The 17,460-nt window shown below is 41.4% G+C and carries 15 protein-coding genes and 1 riboswitch; of the genes, 10 read left to right on the forward strand and 5 right to left on the reverse strand.

Annotation, left to right across the window (positions count from 1 at the left end; all coding sequences use genetic code 11):
- The first annotated feature begins 18 nt into the window (after nt 1-18).
- The 5 genes from H7J92_RS16795 to H7J92_RS16815 all read left to right on the forward strand — a co-directional run bounded on the left by H7J92_RS16795 (nt 19) and on the right by H7J92_RS16815 (nt 5,126).
- The gene (locus H7J92_RS16795; protein WP_009498798.1) at nt 19-1,035 is read left to right on the forward strand and encodes a TRAP transporter substrate-binding protein; all 1,017 of its coding nucleotides are present in this window, start codon (nt 19-21) and stop codon (nt 1,033-1,035) included.
- Nucleotides 1,036-1,229: 194 nt separating this feature from the next.
- Nucleotides 1,230-1,736 (forward strand): TRAP transporter small permease, encoded by a 507-nt coding sequence (locus H7J92_RS16800; RefSeq protein WP_009498797.1) that lies wholly within the window; start codon nt 1,230-1,232, stop codon nt 1,734-1,736.
- Nucleotides 1,733-3,013 (forward strand): TRAP transporter large permease, encoded by a 1,281-nt coding sequence (locus H7J92_RS16805; protein ID WP_221838136.1) that lies wholly within the window; start codon nt 1,733-1,735, stop codon nt 3,011-3,013. The genes H7J92_RS16800 and H7J92_RS16805 overlap by 4 nt, the downstream gene beginning before the upstream one ends.
- 30 nt (nt 3,014-3,043) lie before the next feature.
- The gene (gene hisC, locus H7J92_RS16810) at nt 3,044-4,132 is read left to right on the forward strand and encodes a histidinol-phosphate transaminase (RefSeq protein WP_221838138.1); all 1,089 of its coding nucleotides are present in this window, start codon (nt 3,044-3,046) and stop codon (nt 4,130-4,132) included.
- 10 nt (nt 4,133-4,142) lie between these two features.
- Nucleotides 4,143-5,126: a C-terminal binding protein gene (locus tag H7J92_RS16815; protein ID WP_009498794.1), complete on the forward strand. Its 984-nt coding sequence runs from the start codon at nt 4,143-4,145 to the stop codon at nt 5,124-5,126.
- A gap of 2 nt (nt 5,127-5,128) precedes the next feature.
- On the opposite strand, the gene H7J92_RS16820 is transcribed toward H7J92_RS16815, so the two are convergent.
- On the reverse strand, nt 5,129-6,016 hold the full coding sequence (locus H7J92_RS16820; protein WP_009498793.1) for a LysR family transcriptional regulator: 888 nt from the start codon (nt 6,014-6,016) through the stop codon (nt 5,129-5,131).
- Nucleotides 6,017-6,162: 146 nt separating this feature from the next.
- Here H7J92_RS16820 and hutU (H7J92_RS16825) point away from each other — a divergent pair, with 146 nt between their 5' ends.
- From hutU (H7J92_RS16825) to hutU (H7J92_RS16845), 5 genes are all read left to right on the forward strand, one after another.
- Entirely contained in the window at nt 6,163-7,803 is a 1,641-nt protein-coding gene (gene hutU / locus H7J92_RS16825) for a urocanate hydratase (RefSeq protein WP_221838141.1), read from the forward strand.
- A 7-nt stretch (nt 7,804-7,810) separates the two neighbouring features.
- On the forward strand, nt 7,811-9,073 hold the full coding sequence (locus H7J92_RS16830) for an AraC family transcriptional regulator (protein ID WP_078818785.1): 1,263 nt from the start codon (nt 7,811-7,813) through the stop codon (nt 9,071-9,073).
- 225 nt (nt 9,074-9,298) lie between these two features.
- Nucleotides 9,299-10,444 carry a CaiB/BaiF CoA transferase family protein gene (locus H7J92_RS16835; RefSeq protein ID WP_078818784.1) on the forward strand — a complete coding sequence of 382 codons (1,146 nt, stop codon included), beginning with the start codon at nt 9,299-9,301 and terminating at the stop codon, nt 10,442-10,444.
- Nucleotides 10,445-10,450: 6 nt separating this feature from the next.
- Nucleotides 10,451-11,587 (forward strand): acyl-CoA dehydrogenase family protein, encoded by a 1,137-nt coding sequence (locus H7J92_RS16840; protein WP_009498789.1) that lies wholly within the window; start codon nt 10,451-10,453, stop codon nt 11,585-11,587.
- 17 nt (nt 11,588-11,604) lie between these two features.
- Nucleotides 11,605-13,269 (forward strand): urocanate hydratase, encoded by a 1,665-nt coding sequence (gene hutU, locus H7J92_RS16845; protein ID WP_221838143.1) that lies wholly within the window; start codon nt 11,605-11,607, stop codon nt 13,267-13,269.
- 253 nt (nt 13,270-13,522) lie between these two features.
- Here the strand turns inward: hutU (H7J92_RS16845) and H7J92_RS16850 are convergent, their stop codons facing one another.
- From H7J92_RS16850 to H7J92_RS16865, 4 genes are all read right to left on the reverse strand, one after another.
- Nucleotides 13,523-14,335, reverse strand: coding sequence for an MBL fold metallo-hydrolase (locus H7J92_RS16850; RefSeq protein ID WP_221838146.1), 813 nt, complete (start codon nt 14,333-14,335; stop codon nt 13,523-13,525).
- 102 nt (nt 14,336-14,437) lie between these two features.
- Nucleotides 14,438-15,208: an energy-coupling factor transporter transmembrane component T family protein gene (locus H7J92_RS16855; protein ID WP_221838149.1), complete on the reverse strand. Its 771-nt coding sequence runs from the start codon at nt 15,206-15,208 to the stop codon at nt 14,438-14,440.
- The gene (locus H7J92_RS17895; RefSeq protein WP_281422313.1) at nt 15,160-16,602 is read right to left on the reverse strand and encodes an ABC transporter ATP-binding protein; all 1,443 of its coding nucleotides are present in this window, start codon (nt 16,600-16,602) and stop codon (nt 15,160-15,162) included. The genes H7J92_RS16855 and H7J92_RS17895 overlap by 49 nt, the downstream gene beginning before the upstream one ends.
- 75 nt (nt 16,603-16,677) lie before the next feature.
- Nucleotides 16,678-17,247: an ECF transporter S component gene (locus tag H7J92_RS16865; RefSeq protein WP_281422314.1), complete on the reverse strand. Its 570-nt coding sequence runs from the start codon at nt 17,245-17,247 to the stop codon at nt 16,678-16,680.
- Between the two features lie 84 nt (nt 17,248-17,331).
- Nucleotides 17,332-17,443: riboswitch (TPP riboswitch) on the reverse strand.
- Between the last annotated feature and the right edge of the window lie 17 nt (nt 17,444-17,460).

The following is a 17,460-nucleotide window of genomic DNA, read 5'->3' on the forward strand; positions in this document are numbered from 1 at the left end:
CTATTAGGGGGTAATTACATGATGAAGAAAATCTTGATGTTTGCAATAATGGCATTCGCTCTTATTATTGCTGGTTGTGGAGATTCTGGCGACACAGCCGAGGGTGCTGAAAGTGGATCCTCAGATAAAAAGTACAAGATGACTATTTCTAACTCAGTTGAAGAAGATTCTGCACTTCATAAAGGGCTGATGGAGTTTAAAAAAGTAGCAGAAGAAAAATCTGACGGAAGATTGCAAGTTGAAGTGTTTTCTAACGGAGAGCTTTACGCATCTGAAAGAGAAGCCATCGAAGCTGTGCAGGCTGGTAATATTCAAGCAGCGAGTCCAGCCACTGCACCTCTTACAAACTTCGTAAAAGAATTTATGGCTCTTGATTTCTTATTCGTATTCGATGATGTAGAAGATGCGAATAGCAAATTGGATGGTGAGTTAGGGGATCTCCTAAAAGAAAAGTTGGAGGAGAATCAGCTGAAAGGTATAGGTTGGGGCAGTGCAGGTATGACTCAGATGACTAACAACATAAAACCTATTGAGAAGATTGAAGATTTTAAAGGAATGAAACTTCGTACGATGGAAAATAACATTCACTTGGACAGCTTGAAAGAGTTGGGAGCTAATCCACAACCGTATGCATTCGGTGAATTATATTCTGCACTCCAGCAAAATATTTTTGACGGCATGCAAACGACGGCCCAATTGATCGATAGCTCGAAAATTTATGAAGTTCAGGAATATATGACAGTGATGAATCATTCATTTACAGCGGAATCACTTGTTATGAATAAAGCTTTTTACGATTCATTGCCTGAAGATCTTCAGTCTGTTGTCGATGAAGCAGGAGATGCATTTACAAAGCATGAGAGAGAAGTATCCGTAGAGTATGATGAAAAAGCAATGGAACTTTTAGAAAAAGAGCTTAAAGTAAATGTTTTACCTGAAGAGACAAAAAAGGCGATTATTGAAAAGTTAAAGCCTGTTTATGACAAGTATGAAAAGGAACTTGGCCACGACATCATGGAATTAGTAAGAAACTAATATATTAATTATGCAAATTCATCCCGATTGTCAATTCTATATCGATAATCGGGAGAAATTTTAAACTAAAACATTTCGGTTGTCGTAATAGTAAGAACGCAATAATGCGTCAAGCGTATAGTAGTAAACACTCTATATAAATGCATCTAAGAGCAAGAAAGTCATGCTATATATCGAATGAGTGGAGAGGGTAAATGGTGAAGAAATTTCTACATTTCATAAAGAAATTCGAAGAGATATTTTTAATACTTACAATGGTTGCTATTTTACTTATGATTTTTAGTCAGGCTCTATTCCGTTATTTCCTAGGAAGTGGTCTGATTTGGGGCGAAGAGTTTGCAAGGTATATCCACGTTGCCCAAGTTTGGATTGGTGCAAGTTTAGCCATCAAAACAGGCGGCCATATCCGAGTAACTGTTTTTAGAGATTTACTTAACGAGAAATGGAAAAAACTATTAGATCTTTTGGCTACATTTTTATTTTTCTCGTTCATGGTATTCATCACCTTTAAAGGAACACAGTTTATTTTACAGCTGGTAGAAACAGGTCAAAAAGCGCCTTCTATGGGGATTCTTATGGCGATACCATACACGGTGATACCTCTTGGTGCATTTTTAATGGTTCTTCGATTAATCCAGCAATTTAGAAACATTATAAAAGGCGATTTATTGGAAGAAGATATAGAGGGGGTAGAACAATGACGATAGCGGTTTTATTTATCAGTTTTTTTGTTCTCATGTTAATTGGCGTCCCCATCGCTATATCTCTTGGTGCATCCGCTTTATTTACTATGATAGTTGCTACTGATCTACCATTAGGTTCCATAGTGCAACAAGCATTTACTTCTCTCGATTCATTTTCTTTACTGGCAATTCCATTATTCATTTTAGCGGGAGTTCTAATGAGTCAAGGCGGCGTCTCAAAGCGTTTACTGCGCTTGGCGGATGTTTTGGTAGGCTACTTAACTGGTGGATTAGCTATCGGTACAGTCCTTGCAAGTATGTTCTTTGCCGCTATCTCAGGATCTGGACCTGCGACAGTAGCGGCAATCGGTTCATTTATGATCCCTTCTATGGATAAAAAAGGATACGACAAACCGTTTGCTGCAGCAGTAACAGCTACTGCTGGTTCCATCGGAGTTATTTTACCGCCGAGCATTCCGTTCATTATGTTTGGAATCGTAGGTGGAGTATCCATTGGAGGCCTATTTTTAGCAGGGATTATTCCTGGAATCTTGGTTGGGCTCGCTTTAATGTTCGTTTCATATCGGACTGCTAAGAAAAGAAATTTTCCAACAGAGGGTAAGTTCCCTACTTTCATGGAAGTTCTAAAAGCGATTAACTATGCGAAATGGGCTCTGTTGATTCCAGTAATTATTCTTGGAGGAATTTATAGTGGCTTTTTCTCTCCAACTGAATCAGCGGCTGTCGCTTGTATGTATGCACTGTTTATCGGGCTTTTTGTATACAAAGAGTTGACTTTTAAGAAATTATACAGTGTTTTCCTTGAAGCAACTCTATTAAATATTCCGGTTATTATCATAATCAGTTTCTCTATTTCTTTTGCTTATTTATTAAGTATCGAGCGGATTCCGGCAACGATTGCACAGTTCATTACCGGCATATCGGAAAATATGATCATCACCATGTTATTGGTCAGTGCATTTTTATTCGTAGTCGGGATGTTTATCGATACGATTTCGGCAGTGGTCATATTAACACCAATCCTATTGCCTGTCGCTGTGGCGGTAGGTATCGATCCGATTCATTTTGGCGTCATCATGGTATGTAACTTGGCAGTCGGCTATGTTACACCGCCACTTGGAGTCAATTTGTTTGTAGCTTCACATATTAGTAAGGTTTCAATTGAGCGGATAAGCCGCGCATTGGTACCGTTTATTATAGCGATGCTTGTTGTTATCGTAATTATTATTATGATTCCTCAACTATCAACTTTTATTCCTAATTTAGCTAAGTAACATCACAGAAGACAGGAGCTGTATTTGCACATGAGATGGAGAAATACTGTAAAAGAGATTGCCCCTTATATTCCGGGAAAATCAATCGAAGCGGTGAAAAAAGAATTACAATTCGAGCATGTGCATAGACTTGCATCGAATGAAAACCCACTCGGCCCATCCCCGAAAGCAAAAGAAGCAATGGAGCGGGCGATCCAAGAAGTTCATTTGTATCCAGATGCATCTGCAACAAAGTTACGGGAACGGCTCGCCCAGTTGTATGCAATCCGGCCTGGACAAGTGATAACTGGCAATGGAGCAGATAATATTATTTCATTAGTAATCAGCGCCTATATCGATGAAGATGATGAAGTCGTGTACTGTAGTCCGACTTTCCCGGCGTACCGTTCCTCCACCCTATTAATGGGTGGAAAGCCGGTGGAAGTACCACTAACAGAAGAGTGGGCATATGATTTAGATGCTATACGAGAAAAAATTACTGACAAGACAAAGCTGATTTTTATATGTAATCCGAATAATCCTACAGGAACAATCGTAGAGGATTCAGCTCTTCTGCAGTTTATCCAAGAAGTTCCTGAACATGTGACCGTCGTGCTGGATGAGGCATATATCGAATATATTCGAAAAGATCAATATAAGACAGGAATCGATTACTTTAAGGCTGGCCACCCCATCATCACAATTCGAACATTTTCAAAGTTTTATGGCTTGGCGGGGTTGAGGATTGGGTATGCCATTGCATCAGAAGAACTTCTGGAACCGATTCAGCGTCTGCGCGAACCATTTGCTTGTAATCGAGTTGCGATCGAAGCAGCAGTAGCTACATTGGATGATCAAGAATTCACTGAAGAACATTATGAAATGAATGAGGCAGGAAAAGAATACTTAACTCAAAAGTTTTCAGAATTAGGGTTTTCCGTGTTTCCTTCCTATACAAATTTCTTATTTGTTCATGTGAAATCGGATGCACAAAAACTATTTAATAAGCTGCAAGAAAAAGGATTGATCGTTCGCCCATGTACTCCATGGGGATTAGAACAATATGTGCGTGTGTCGATTGGGACGCAAGAGCAAAATGAACTGCTAGTGGAGATATTAAATCAATACGATAGGGAGTGAAGTTAAGCATATGACAAAGAAAAAAGTATGGATACTGGATGACGAATGGTTTTCACACGATGTAGAGATGGGGATTTACAGTGACCATGATATTGAATATAAAGTGACAAGAAGTGAAACGGTTAAAGAAGATTTGGAGTCGTTTGGAAAATATGCGGATGGAATTGTAGCACAAATCGGTTTTCCTTGTGGTAGGGACATTATCTCGGAATTGAAAAACTGTAAAATAATTGCTGCTTCTGGGGTGGGATTCAATCATATTGACATGGATGCAGCTACAGAAAAAGGAATCTATGTAACGAATATGGCTGATTATTGTATCGATGAAGTGTCTGATCACACAATTGCATTGGCATTGGGCGTAGCGAGAAGACTTCGTGCTTATAACGAACAAGTAAGAAACTTGGGATGGAATCCGCTTGATACATTACCGATCAAGCGGTTAAGAGGAAGAACAGTCGGTTTGCTTGGTTTTGGAAGAATCGCAAAGGAGGTAGCGAGGAAGTTTCAAGTATTCGGTGTTCACGTGATTGCTCATGATAAATTTGTACCGGAGGAAGCATTTGCTGAGCTTGGAGTCGAATCCGTTACACTGGACGGGCTTCTGGAACGGTCAGACATTTTAAGTTTGCACGTCCCGCTTACGGAACAAACGAAAGGTTTACTTGATTACGATCGTATGAAACAAATGCAGGAAGGTTCAATTATAATTAATACATGCCGCGGTGCAATAATCCAAGAAGAAGCATTGTCCAAAGTTATTAAAGAAGGCCATATTGCTGGCGCAGGGTTAGACGTACTGGCAGAAGAGCCGCCGAGTAAAACTCTTGATCTTCTTTATATGGATGAAGTTTTTGTGACACCGCATTCATCTTATGTATCCGTTGAATCAGAGTATGAGTTGCGTTCTCGAACTAGTTTGAATGTCATCCGGGCACTTGAAGGGGAGAGGCCGGAATTTGTACTAAATACTATTAAAGAGAAAACTGTCTAAATCTATGATTCTTTGAAGAATGTTTTTGTTATATCGACGAATTCTTCAATAACCGGAGGAAGATACCGGTTTTTAATAAAAGCAATATAGACAGTTCTTGAAAGACTTGTATCCGTCAGTTTTTTTATGGTCAATGAGGGATGGTCTGGCGTTCTAAGATAGTTTTCAGGGACAATCGTGATGCCAAGACCTTCCTCTACTAAGGCGCAAGCAGTTTCAAATCGTTCTATTTCAAAATGGATATTCGGTCTTATCCCTGACTTGCGATACTCATTTAAGATATCATCGCGCGTCTGGAAACCTTCCTTACATATGATGAATTCTTCATCTTGTAAATCGTGTATGGAAAGATTGGTTGCATCCTGCAGAGCATGTCCTTTGGGCAATAAAGCAACCAGTTTTTCATTATAAATAGGGATCATTTCAATCTCATCACTTTCAAAAAGCTGGTTCGTAATTGCGAGATGTATCTTATAATTTTTTAACGCAGTTTCTACTTGTTTTAATCCAAGTACTTCCAACAATCTGATGTGTATGTCTGGATGTGTTTTGGTGTATGAGGCAAGTACTTTCGGCAGCCAAAATCGTACTGATTCAATCAGACCAATATGTAATTCAAGTGGTCCATCCTGTTTCAATCGTATTGTTTCTTTTTGAAAGTAATTAAAGTGGTTTAGCAATTTCTTCGCTTCTTCGTATACAATTTCTCCCTCTTTCGTCAGAGAGATATTCCTCGTGTTGCGTTCGATTAATTTAATTCCGACTTGCTCTTCAATCTTTTTAATTGCAGAACTTAAAGATGGTTGTGAGATATACAGTGCTTTGGCGGCTTGTGTAAAACTTCCCTCTTCTATTAAAGTCGTGAAATATAGTAATGAACGATGATCCATCTGACAACCTCCTCACAGAACAATCTTAATCTTCTTTCTAATTATACCACATTCCCTTAAGCTATTATTGTATAGCGTAAAGTTATATATCGGGTAGGGGACAACTTCTATATAAATCAGTATTTTAAGGAAAAGGAGTGTCATTGATGTCAAACATCTTAATTTCTCCGACAGGGCATGAAATGAGCTGTAAGAGCTGGGAAATTGAAGGCTTGTTACGTCTTTTTTTAAATAGTATAGATCCACGAGTCGCAGAAAGTGGAAAAGATTTAATCGTATATGGCGGCAGAGGAAAGGCCGCACGTAATCATGAGGCGGCAAACGCGATAATTCATGAACTGAGACAGCTGAATCCTGACGAAACATTGCTAATTCAATCTGGTAAACCAGTAGGTAAATTTAAATCTTTTCCCAACTCCCCGCGAATCGTTAATGCATCTTCAGTTTTGGTTCCTCATTGGTCTACAGATGAAGAATTCAGTAAGTTAAACGAAAAAGGATTAACGATGTATGGACAATCTACAGCTGCATCGTGGGCTTATATTGGTGTTCAAGGGGTGTTGCAAGGAACATTTGAGACAATGGGCGAAATTGCGAAAAGACATTTTGACAACACATTACAAGGGAAGATTTTGTTGACTTCAGGACTTGGCGGGATGGGTGCGGCACAGCCTTTGTCTGTCACCATGCATGGCGGAGTGTGTATCATTGTGGAAATTTCTGAAGAGAAGATTAATCAGCGATTAAAGAATAATTATTGTGATATCAAAGCAGATACACTGGAAGAAGCGATCCGTTTGGCGCAAGAGGCTGTTGAAGCGAAAAAGCCATTGGCCATCGCATTGATGGGGAATGTAGCAGATCGTTATCGAGAAGCATTGAATTTAAATTTCCTGCCGGATATCGTGACGGATCAGACATCTGTCCATGATCTTCAAATGGGCTATATTCCGAGTGGATTGGATATTGAACAGGCGAAAACTCTGCGCAAAAAGAATCCAGCACTCTATTACGATTTGATTAAAGAATCATTGATTCAGCACGTAGGTGCAATGGTTACTTTTAAGGAGCGTGGGGCCATTGCTTTTGAATATGGAAATAATCTTCGCAAGCAAGCCTATCAGGCGGGTTTTGATAGGGCATTCGAGTTGCCTGGCTTCGCATCGGAATATTTACGCGCACACTATTGCGAAGGAAGAGGGCCTTGTCGCTGGATCGCCTTATCGGGCAATCCAAATGATATCTATAAAATCGATGAAGTGATTCTGGAAGAGTTTGAGGATGACAAACGTGTCTCTCGTTGGATCGAGTTTGTACAGGAGAAGATTTATTTTTATGGATTGCCTGCTCGTACCTGTTGGCTTGACTATAAGGAAAGAGAGCGCATCGGTGTGATTATTAATGAAATGGTACGTTCGGGAGAATTGTCTGCTCCCATCGCGATAACAAGAGATCACTCGGAAGGCAGTACGATGGCTGCTCCATTCAGAGAGACGGAAAATATGGCTGATGGAAGTGACATGGTTGCGGATTGGCCGATCTTAAATGCGATGTTGAATGCGAGTGCAGGGGCTTCGATGGTCAGTATCCAAAACGGCGGCGGCGTCGGCATCGGCAATTCGGTCCATTCGGGGATGACAGTCATTGCTGACGGCAGCGAAGAAGCATCCGAACGCTTGAGAAAAGTTCTGGTTGTTGATCCGGGTATGAGTATTATTCGCCATGCAGATGCAGGATATGAAGACGCCATTACCTCATTGGATAGAATAAAAATGAGCAAGAGGTGAGGTTGTTTTGCAAAATACTACGACGGTATTGAAAAGAGAATTAAGAAAGCAAAAGAGGGAAGAAGCTTACATATTACGTTCGGTTCGAGAGAGCTTGGCATACGATCTATTGCATGGGAATATAAAGAATGCGAAAGAGATTTGGGAGCGGAGTCAATTAGCCGAACTCCCACTGATCCCGAATACCGTACTCTTTCTAAGTATCGATCATTTTTCAAGGCTTGTTGAGAATAAAGGGGAGATGTGGAAGAATGCCTTGAGGGAAGAAGTTCTTCGGGCAATCCGCGAATGTAATTTACAATACGAATCCTTAAAGGTACTGGTCACGCAAGAGAAGTATGCTATATTACTTGCTCTGCCTGTGCAAATAGAAGAAAAAAACTATAAAGCTCTTTCAGTCGAATATGCGGAAAAAATCCGTACAGCAATTAATCAGAAAACGGAATATACCGTGACGATTGGGATCGGAAATTATTATGAAGATGCGCGTAATTTACATCTCTCTTTTCGAGAAAGTGAGCAAGCACAAACATATCGACTTTTTTCAACAGAGAACTCTATTATCCATATTGATGACTTGGACATTTTCGAGACAACGGAATACTATGATTTTAAAGTGCGCATCCAATCGATAACGGAGAAGTTTTCATTAGGAGATATAAAAGCTGTTCTTCACAGGTGGGAAGAGATTTATGACTCAATCGTTAAACACGTCCATATCAAGCCCGAAGAATTCCGACTGCAAGTGCTAGATCTTTTATTTTCGTTGTCTAAATCTGCTATACAAAATGGGGCCAGTCCGAAAAATATGATGCCTTTACAGATCAAGCACGCAAAGGAACTGCATGATTTAGAAACATTGGCTGAAATCGATAAATGGGTCAGGACCATCATCAATGAATATAACCTGCAAGTGAACGAAGGACATAATGAACAGTCATTAAAGTCTGTTCAAGAAATACTACAATATATTGAAGAGCATTTCCAAGAAGAAATCGGACTTGAGACTGTGGCTGCACAGGTCAATTTGAGTCCGAACTATGTGAGTGCTATTTTCAAACAAACAACCGGAAGTTCGTTTAGCTATTATGTAACTGATCGCAGGATGAAAAAAGCAAAACATTTATTGGAAGATTTTAATATGACGGTATATGAAATTGCAGAGACGATCGGCTATAGTTCTTCCCAGTATTTCAGCAGGGTGTTCAAAAATCATGTTGGGATGACGCCGAGTGCGTATAGAAATAGTTTACATTCAACTAAATATTGAGGCATAGCCATTCGAGGTGTCAGGAGACCCTTTCGAATGGCTATGCCTTGTTACTCAACCTATTTCCGTTTAAAATATTAGACTTTTCATTCAGTATAGAATATTACAATAAGAAAGTGTACTATATCGTATAAATTTCTACTGTTAATAAATACACCTTTTGTTAAAGTAGAAATAAGGAAATGTAAGCGTTTTATATTTGCGCTGGAAGTGAGGGTGATTTAAATGAAACAACCATTAGAAGGCATTAAGGTATTAGATTTTTCAAGAGTCTTGGCAGGACCTTATTGTACAATGCTGCTAGCCGATATGGGAGCAGAAGTTATAAAAATCGAACGTCCGGAATCGGGCGATGATACACGTCATTTCGGTCCTTTCCAAAATGGGGAAAGTGGTTATTTTATGTTTTTGAACCGAGGAAAGAAAAGTATTGAGATGAATTTAAAAGATCCTTCCGATCGTGAAAGTTTAATGAGATTAATTAAGGAAGCAGACGTCATTGTAGAAAACTTCCGCCCAGGCGTTATGAAAAGCTTGGGACTTGATTATGAATCTCTTAAAGAAGTGAATAAGGGTTTGGTCTATTGCTCCATTTCAGGATTCGGTCAATATGGTCCGCTAACAAAACGTCCAGCGTATGACCTTGTTGCACAGGCAATGGGCGGGATTGCGAGCATTACAGGCCATCCTGACAATCCGCCTACTCGGTCGGGGGCTTCCATAGGTGATATGAGTGCAGCATTATATGCAGCATATGGTGTGATGGTCGCACTATTCCACCGGGAAAGAACAGGTATTGGTCAAGCAATTGATGTTGCTATGGTGGACACGATTTTCTCTTTGCTCGAGCATAACGTCATGCGCTATACATCTGAGGGAGTAGTTCCTGAGCGTATCGGAAGCCGTCACCCGATTAGTGCACCGTTTGATGTATATGAAAGTAAGGAAGGCAGCATTGTTATTGCGACAGCGAATGATCCGTTATTCGTCAAACTGTGTAAAGTGATGAATACAGAACATCTACTGGACGATGAGCGGTTCAAGACAGATATTTTACGCGGTGAAAATGAAGCCGAATTAAAAGTGTTCATTGAAGAATGGCTTTCCAACTATACAGCAGACGAAGCAGTGGAATTGATCAGTGAAGCAGGTGTCCCTTGCTCCACCATTTTAAACATTGCTGAAATTAGTGAGAGTGACCATATTAAAGAACGAGAGATGCTACTGGAGGTTGAACACCCTGTAGCAGGAAAAACGAGAATTCCTGGAAACCCTGTGAAGTTGTCGGCAACACCTGTAAAAGTGACATCACCGAGTCCAGCTTTAGGCGAGCATAACGATATGATCAAAAATCTGATGAAAAGTGAGTGATTGTAGATGGATTTCAATTTGACAGATGAACAGAAAAGTATTCGAGATATGGTACGAGATTTTACTAGAGAAGTTATTTCCCCGAAAGCAGAAGAAATTGATCAAGAAAACCGCTTTCCAGAAGAACATATTCCCAAAATGGCAGAACTGGGTCTTCTCGGGATTGCTTATCCGGAAGAAGACGGAGGAGTAGGTGCGGATGCCATTGCGGAAGCGATCGCTGTAGAAGAAATTACGTACGGCTGTGCCGCGACAGGTTCTATTTTAACGGCGCATTACTTAGGGATTGACGGACTCTACCTTGCTGCCAACAAAGAGCAGAGAGAAAAGTATCTAGTCCCCGGTTGTCAAGGTGAAAAGCTATTCGCTTTTTGTCTGACTGAACCAAACGGTGGGACGGATGTAGGTTCCATGAAAACAAATGCTCGTCTGGATGGGGACAATTACGTTATTAACGGCTCGAAAATCTTTATCACAAACGGAGCGTATGCAGATACGCTAGTAGTGTATGCGAAAACGGATACTTCAAAAGGTACAAAAGGAATCAGCGCATTCATCGTTGAGAAAGGAACGCCTGGTCTATCCTTTGGTGCTGGTGATGATAAAATGGGGATCCGCGGCGCGAAGACCGATGAAGTGATTTTCGAAAACTGTGTTATTCCGAAAGAAAATCGTGTGGGAGAAGAAGGAGAAGGCTTCAAAATTGCCATGACAGTCGTCGACCGCGGGCGAATTGGAATTGCGGCGATGGCAGTAGGACTTTCTCAAGCTGCGTTAGACGAGGCAGTCAACTATTCGAAAGAACGTGAGGCATTTGGAAAACCGATTTCGAATTTCCAAGGTTTACAGTGGATGTTGGCGGAAATGGAAGCAGATGTTGCGGTGAGCCGCTTGTACACATATTTCTCGGCAAGTTTAAAGGATAAGGAAAATTACCGTTTGTCCAAAGAGGCTTCAATTGCAAAGTTAATTACCTCAGAAGCATCCAACCGTGTTGTCAACAAAGCAGTGCAAATTCATGGGGGCTATGGTTACATGAAAGAATACAAGGTAGAGAGACTATATCGGGATCAGCGGATATTAGAAATATTCGAAGGGACATCACAAGTTCAAAAAATGGTCATTTCCAGTTACTTAGTATAATAAAGGGAGTGTTTTTCTTGAGTAGTTTGAAGGTCGAAAATATCCGTGCGCCGCGTGGCAATGAATTGATATGTAAAGGTTGGACACAGGAAGCTGCCATGCGGATGCTGATGAATAATCTGGATCCCGAAGTGGCGGAAAACCCTGCTGAACTTGTCGTTTATGGTGGTATCGGAAAGGCTGCACGAAACTGGGAAAGTTATCATGCAATCATTAATGAATTAAAAGAATTGGAGAATGATGAAACGTTATTAATTCAATCGGGTAAACCGGTTGGCAAATTTCGAACATATGAGAACTCTCCAAGAGTGCTGATTGCAAATTCCAATCTAGTTCCTGCTTATGCAAACTGGGAAAACTTCAATAAGTTAGACAAAGAAGGTCTCATGATGTATGGGCAAATGACAGCAGGCAGCTGGATTTATATTGGTGCTCAAGGGATTCTCCAAGGGACATACTTAAGTTTCGTCGAAGCCGGAAAGAAAGTATTCGGCAGCCCAGATTTGACAGGAAAGTTTATACTGACCGGTGGTATGGGTGGAATGAGCGGGGCGCAGCCACTTGCAGGTAAAATGGCAAAAGCGGTTATTTTAGTAGTAGAAGTCGACAAGAAGCGTATTGAAAGAAAAATTAACGAACGTTACTGTGATTATATCTATGAAGATTTGGATGAAGCATTGAAAAAAGTGAAGGAGCTTACTGAGAAAGGTGAAGCGGCTTCAATTGGGCTAGTAGGAAACTGTGCGGATGTCTACCAAGAGATTCATGATCGCGGAATTGTACCTGACATTGTGACGGATCAAACGAGTGCCCATGATCCTAGGAATGGCTATGTACCAAGTGGAATGACGTATGAAGAAGCACTGACATTAAGAGACGAAGATCCCGAAAAATATGAAAAGCTTTCTCTTGAAACAATTGCGAAGCATGTAAGAGCGATGCTGGCTTTACAAAAAGCGGGAGCCGAGACATTTGATTATGGAAATAATATTCGTCACTACGCAAAGGAACAAGGAGTAGAAAATGCGTTTGACTTCCCCGGTTTCGTTCCGGCATACTTACGTCCGTTGTTCTGTGAAGGAAATGGGCCGTTCCGCTGGGTGGCGCTTTCCGGTGATCCAGAAGATATTTATAAGACCGACAAATTGGCCAAAGAAATGTTCAGTAAAAATAAAGTCCTGACCAATTGGATTGATATGGCGCAGGAAATGGTCGAATGGCAAGGTCTTCCGGCAAGAATTTGTTGGCTAGGCTACGGCGAGCGTCATAAATTCGCATTAAAAGTCAATGAAATGGTCGCAAGTGGTGAGATAAGCGCTCCGATTGTATTTGGCCGAGATCACTTAGACAGCGGATCGGTAGCTTCTCCGAATCGTGAAACAGAATCGATGAAAGATGGCAGTGATGCAGTGGCGGACTGGCCGATTTTGAATGCGCTTGTGAATACAAGTGGTGGAGCAAGCTGGGTAAGCCTTCATCACGGCGGTGGCGTGGGAATGGGGTACTCCATCCATGCCGGTCAAGTATTAGTGGCGGATGGAACAAAAGAAGCAGCTGAGAAAATTGAACGTGTGCTCGTTTCCGATCCAGGCATGGGCGTGATACGACATGCGGATGCAGGATACTCAAGAGCGATTGAAGTTGCGGAAGAGCGCGAAGTTCATATTCCCATGAAAAAGTAAAAGGTTGTAATGTGTAGAAACATGTTATCTGTTTGCCTGATAAACAGGGCTGCTTAAGAAGTCATTTTCAGCTGACTTTTTGGGCGGTCCTTCTTTTTATCAAAGAAAAGCTCTTTGGTCATTTTGACGCTTGGTACGGAGTGGAATTTACAGTGTGTGGGAGTAGCGTCTGCTTTTTTAAAAAAAGAAAAAGACTGTCGTCAATCCGACAGCCTTAGTGGCCACCATTGCAACTATTTATACCTGCAAGCTGCTACTTTTGATCAGCTAAAATAGAATGAATTATGTGTATTGAATCCCATTCACCCGATGAAAATTTGGTAATCGGATAATTTTTAGGAAACAGTTGTGTGTGGATTTCTTTCTCCCCATAGCCTTGCTTATGTAAGGCTAGTGTGCGTTCACGAAGTTTTTCAAGATATTCAAGTTTTTCTGTCAATGCTTTTCGCCCATCTTTTACATAGCCTGCATGACAACAGAACATCTCTCCAAAATTATAAGACAGCGTTTTTTCAATGGATCGGATGATGATTGGGATGCTTTCATCGCGCAATACGACTTTCGTTTTCGGGTGGACGTATAAATCTCCTGAAAATAGTTGTCCTGTTTCTTCATTTAAGAATGCTAGATGATCGGAAGCGTGGCCGGGGGTGGGGATAACTTTCCAATTCGCGTTACGTGATGTGAAAGTTTCGCCGATCGGCTCTGCCTCAAAAGGACGTCTTTTACCCCAAAATAATTTTCGATACATTGGATATTTCGCCCTATCCGCACATTCTCCGATAGTCATTTTATTCATATAAATCGGCAGACCATGGTCAGTCTGCAGAAATCTTGCCCCGCCTGTATGATCTTCGTGTGAATGAGTAACGACGGCATAGTCGACGTCCGCTTTTGCAAAGAAAGGTTTGAATTTATTCAGCACCGACTGGGAACCTGTGTCAATCAGCACCCCATCCGTTTCAAAACAATGGACATTTAGTTTAACACCTTTTAACGAGACCATCCCATTGATAAACCGTACACCACTTACTTCCCCTTCACCTGCACTCTTTTTAATGAACACTTGCCCCACCTCTTTCTTGAAGCTTTAAAACAAGAGTACCATAAAATGAATGAGTATTCATCTGGGGGGTATTAAGTTCTGATTATTTCATCTTTATCTAAATCACCGCCAGAACGCTAACATTAAAGTAACGCCAAGACCTATTGCCATTACGGTAAGAAATACGCCATCCATCAAACTATAGCGTGTCGGATAATAATATGTTCTGGCAGCCCCCATTTGATACTGTTTAGCTTCCATCGCAACGGCAATACGCTGAGCGCGGCGAATACTCTCTGCAAATAAGGGAACTGTATACATCTGCAGACGTTCATACATACCTTTTAGTCCCCGGGAAAACTGGATATTCCGTACCTTAAGAGCATTTCTGCGTATTTGAAGTTCTTCCGTTACGGCAGGAATCAAGCGAAAGGAAGCGATGAAGCTATAGGCATACTTGGAAGGTAGGCGAAATTGCTGCATCATCGCATAGAAAAATAGAATAGGTTGTATAGTCAGCAAAAAAGTAAATCCGACAAAGCCGAATGACAGCGATTTACTGCCGAGTAATAGTGCATGTTGAATACTTTCCTCGGAAATCTTGATGAGCCCCCATTGCCAAAGCACGGACTCGCCTTTACCGAAGAGCACGATGGTGAGAGCAGAAGAAAAGAAAGAAATGGCTAAGGGAATGGACAGCAAAGCAAGTTTTTTCATTGAATAACCGCTGAATCCGTAAAACAGAATGCCGTACAGCACTGCTTGCCAAACTGCAAACGACAAGTTCTGATTAAATAAGGTGATGAGCAGAAAAGCAAAGAAGATGATGAATTTGAGTGCAGGGTTTACTTTGAATAGCCATGTTTCTCGTCTAGGTGTGAACCATGCAAGCATTCAAATACACCTCCAACCATTTCATTGTTTGTATACAATACGCCGTCTGCCACTGTCCATACTGAAGTCGCAAAGTTTTTCACGATCTCCATGTCATGGGTCACCATGAGAATCGTAATTCCTTGAACGCGTAGCTGTTCAAGCTTCTCTAAAATCGCGAATGTATTGCGTGCATCTTGACCAAAAGTAGGTTCATCCAAAAGCAAAATATCCGTTTGCGGAGTCAAGGCAGTGGCCACACTTAAACGACGCTTTTGGCCCGTGGAAAGCTGATAAGGATGCCGTGTGCCTGAATTCGGTAAATTAAAGAGTTGCATTAAATCTGCCGCATAGTTCACTGCTTGAGGTTTGCTCATTTTATGCAGAGAGACCGTTAATTCTTCAGCTATCGAATTCGTCACAAATTGCAGTTCTGGATTTTGAAAGACGAGCGAGAGTCCTTTAGGCAACTGCTTTTTCCTTTTCTTCTGAATAACGCGTTCACCATTCACTTTATAGATGCCTTCAGTGCGTAATAATTGCATAAGAGTAAGAAGCAGCGTACTTTTTCCTGAACCATTTTCACCCGTGATCGCAATCCAGTCACCTGTTTTAGCCACTGCTTTCTTTGCAAAGATTTTCGGGGCAGTGCCACGAAAACCATGAAAGTCGTTGAGAAGGATCTTTTCAAATGAGGAAACTTGTTCACGTTCATGCATCATCGATTTAAAAGACTCAGATTCCTTATACTCATCCCACACACTTGGATACCAAATACCGTAGCGTTTCAATTCTTCTTGATAGTGCTTGAAAATGGTGGAAGGAGAGTCGTCCGCTAGAATCATTCCATGGTCATTGAACAAGACAACACGGTCTACCCAGTCTGCAATCAAGTCAATTTTATGCTCGACAATAATTACGGTTTTATCCGCAGTTGCTTGTTTAATAGAAGACCAGATCTGTTTGGTGCCTTCTGGATCAAGTAATGCGGAAGGCTCATCGAGAAACAAGACAACGGGCTCTAGCAGAAGTACGGAAGCAAGTGCAAGCCGCTGTTTCATTCCTTGAGATAGTTCAAGGATGGGTGTGTGTAAGTTTTCCAAATGTAGATCGACGCGTTTTAGCGCCTCTTCTATCAAAGGTGCCATATCGCTGCGCGGTATGTTCAGGTTTTCCAGTACAAATGCGAGCTCTTCATCGACATATGACATACAGAACTGCGTATCGGGATCTTGAAAGACGAAGCCCCATGAGTCGGGCAAATTGATTTCATCGGCTTTCATTGGCAACTCAATGGAGTTCGGAACGATTCCACTGAGTACTTGCAGCAACGTCGATTTTCCACAGCCGCTTGGTCCGAGCATGAGTACTTTTTCACCTGGCTGAACCGAAAAGGAGAGATCCTTGAAGATCAAGGAATCCTCTCCAGGAAATTTCAAACGCAGATTGGTTAGATTGATGGCATATCTATTCGAATAATTCATCAAAATTTACCGATCCAGCATAGTGTATTCTTTTTTATCAACTGGACGAATTAGAGACGTAACACCGGTTGCTTCTAGTGCCCGGACGATCAGCACGGCGAAAATCCCAGTGAAGATGAATGCACTGATCGCACGTAGTCCGTATTTTACAATAAGTGCCCACGTTTCAAGTGCTGCATAACCATAGAACAAATCGAGCGTAAAGCTGCCGAGGCATGAAGCGACGCCTGCTAATCCAGCAACTGCCATTGAGAAGCGTTTATAACGGAACGCTGCAAACAGCAATTCTGCTGCAAGTCCCTGTACAAAACCATAGATTAATACTTCAATGCCATGCCCGGCAAATGCGGATAAACTAGCCCCTGCAATACTTGCGATCAGCGCTGTACCGGGGTTACGGATGAGCAGATAAGCAAATGGACCGACCATGAACCACATTCCATAAATTAGCTGACGTGCAACTGGCAGGATCGGCTTTACAACGGTATACAGATCATCCCAGAACTTCATAAGGATTCCGAAAACGACCCCGATCATAATCGTGATCAATAAATCTGTGAATTTCAATCTTTTCAATAGATCCCACTCCTTCTTTTTTTGCCTATACAAAAAAGCCGTCTGAAAGAGCAGACAGCCGAGGAGGGGACATGCAGGTCCCGGATATTCCCTTCGAACGCTCTCTACGCTGGCATTACCCAGATCAGATTAACGGTCAGCAGTGGTTTTATCTGCTATCTCAGCCTGATTCACTCAAGCACCCGTACGGACAATTATGTAAGCAGTCATAGT

This window comes from Sporosarcina aquimarina (genome assembly GCF_019748715.1).
Classification (GTDB): domain Bacteria; phylum Bacillota; class Bacilli; order Bacillales_A; family Planococcaceae; genus Sporosarcina; species Sporosarcina newyorkensis.

Excerpts from the sequence above, each read along its gene's own strand:
- H7J92_RS16795 (WP_009498798.1), top strand. The coding sequence starts at position 19 with ATGATGAAGAAAATCTTGATGTTTGCAATAATGGCATTCGCTCTTATT.
- H7J92_RS16800 (WP_009498797.1), top strand. The coding sequence starts at position 1,230 with ATGGTGAAGAAATTTCTACATTTCATAAAGAAATTCGAAGAGATATTT.
- H7J92_RS16805 (WP_221838136.1), top strand. The coding sequence starts at position 1,733 with ATGACGATAGCGGTTTTATTTATCAGTTTTTTTGTTCTCATGTTAATT.
- hisC (WP_221838138.1), top strand. The coding sequence starts at position 3,044 with ATGAGATGGAGAAATACTGTAAAAGAGATTGCCCCTTATATTCCGGGA.
- H7J92_RS16815 (WP_009498794.1), top strand. The coding sequence starts at position 4,143 with ATGACAAAGAAAAAAGTATGGATACTGGATGACGAATGGTTTTCACAC.
- H7J92_RS16820 (WP_009498793.1), bottom strand. The coding sequence starts at position 6,016 with ATGGATCATCGTTCATTACTATATTTCACGACTTTAATAGAAGAGGGA.
- hutU (WP_221838141.1), top strand. The coding sequence starts at position 6,163 with ATGTCAAACATCTTAATTTCTCCGACAGGGCATGAAATGAGCTGTAAG.
- H7J92_RS16835 (WP_078818784.1), top strand. The coding sequence starts at position 9,299 with ATGAAACAACCATTAGAAGGCATTAAGGTATTAGATTTTTCAAGAGTC.
- H7J92_RS16840 (WP_009498789.1), top strand. The coding sequence starts at position 10,451 with ATGGATTTCAATTTGACAGATGAACAGAAAAGTATTCGAGATATGGTA.
- H7J92_RS16855 (WP_221838149.1), bottom strand. The coding sequence starts at position 15,208 with ATGCTTGCATGGTTCACACCTAGACGAGAAACATGGCTATTCAAAGTA.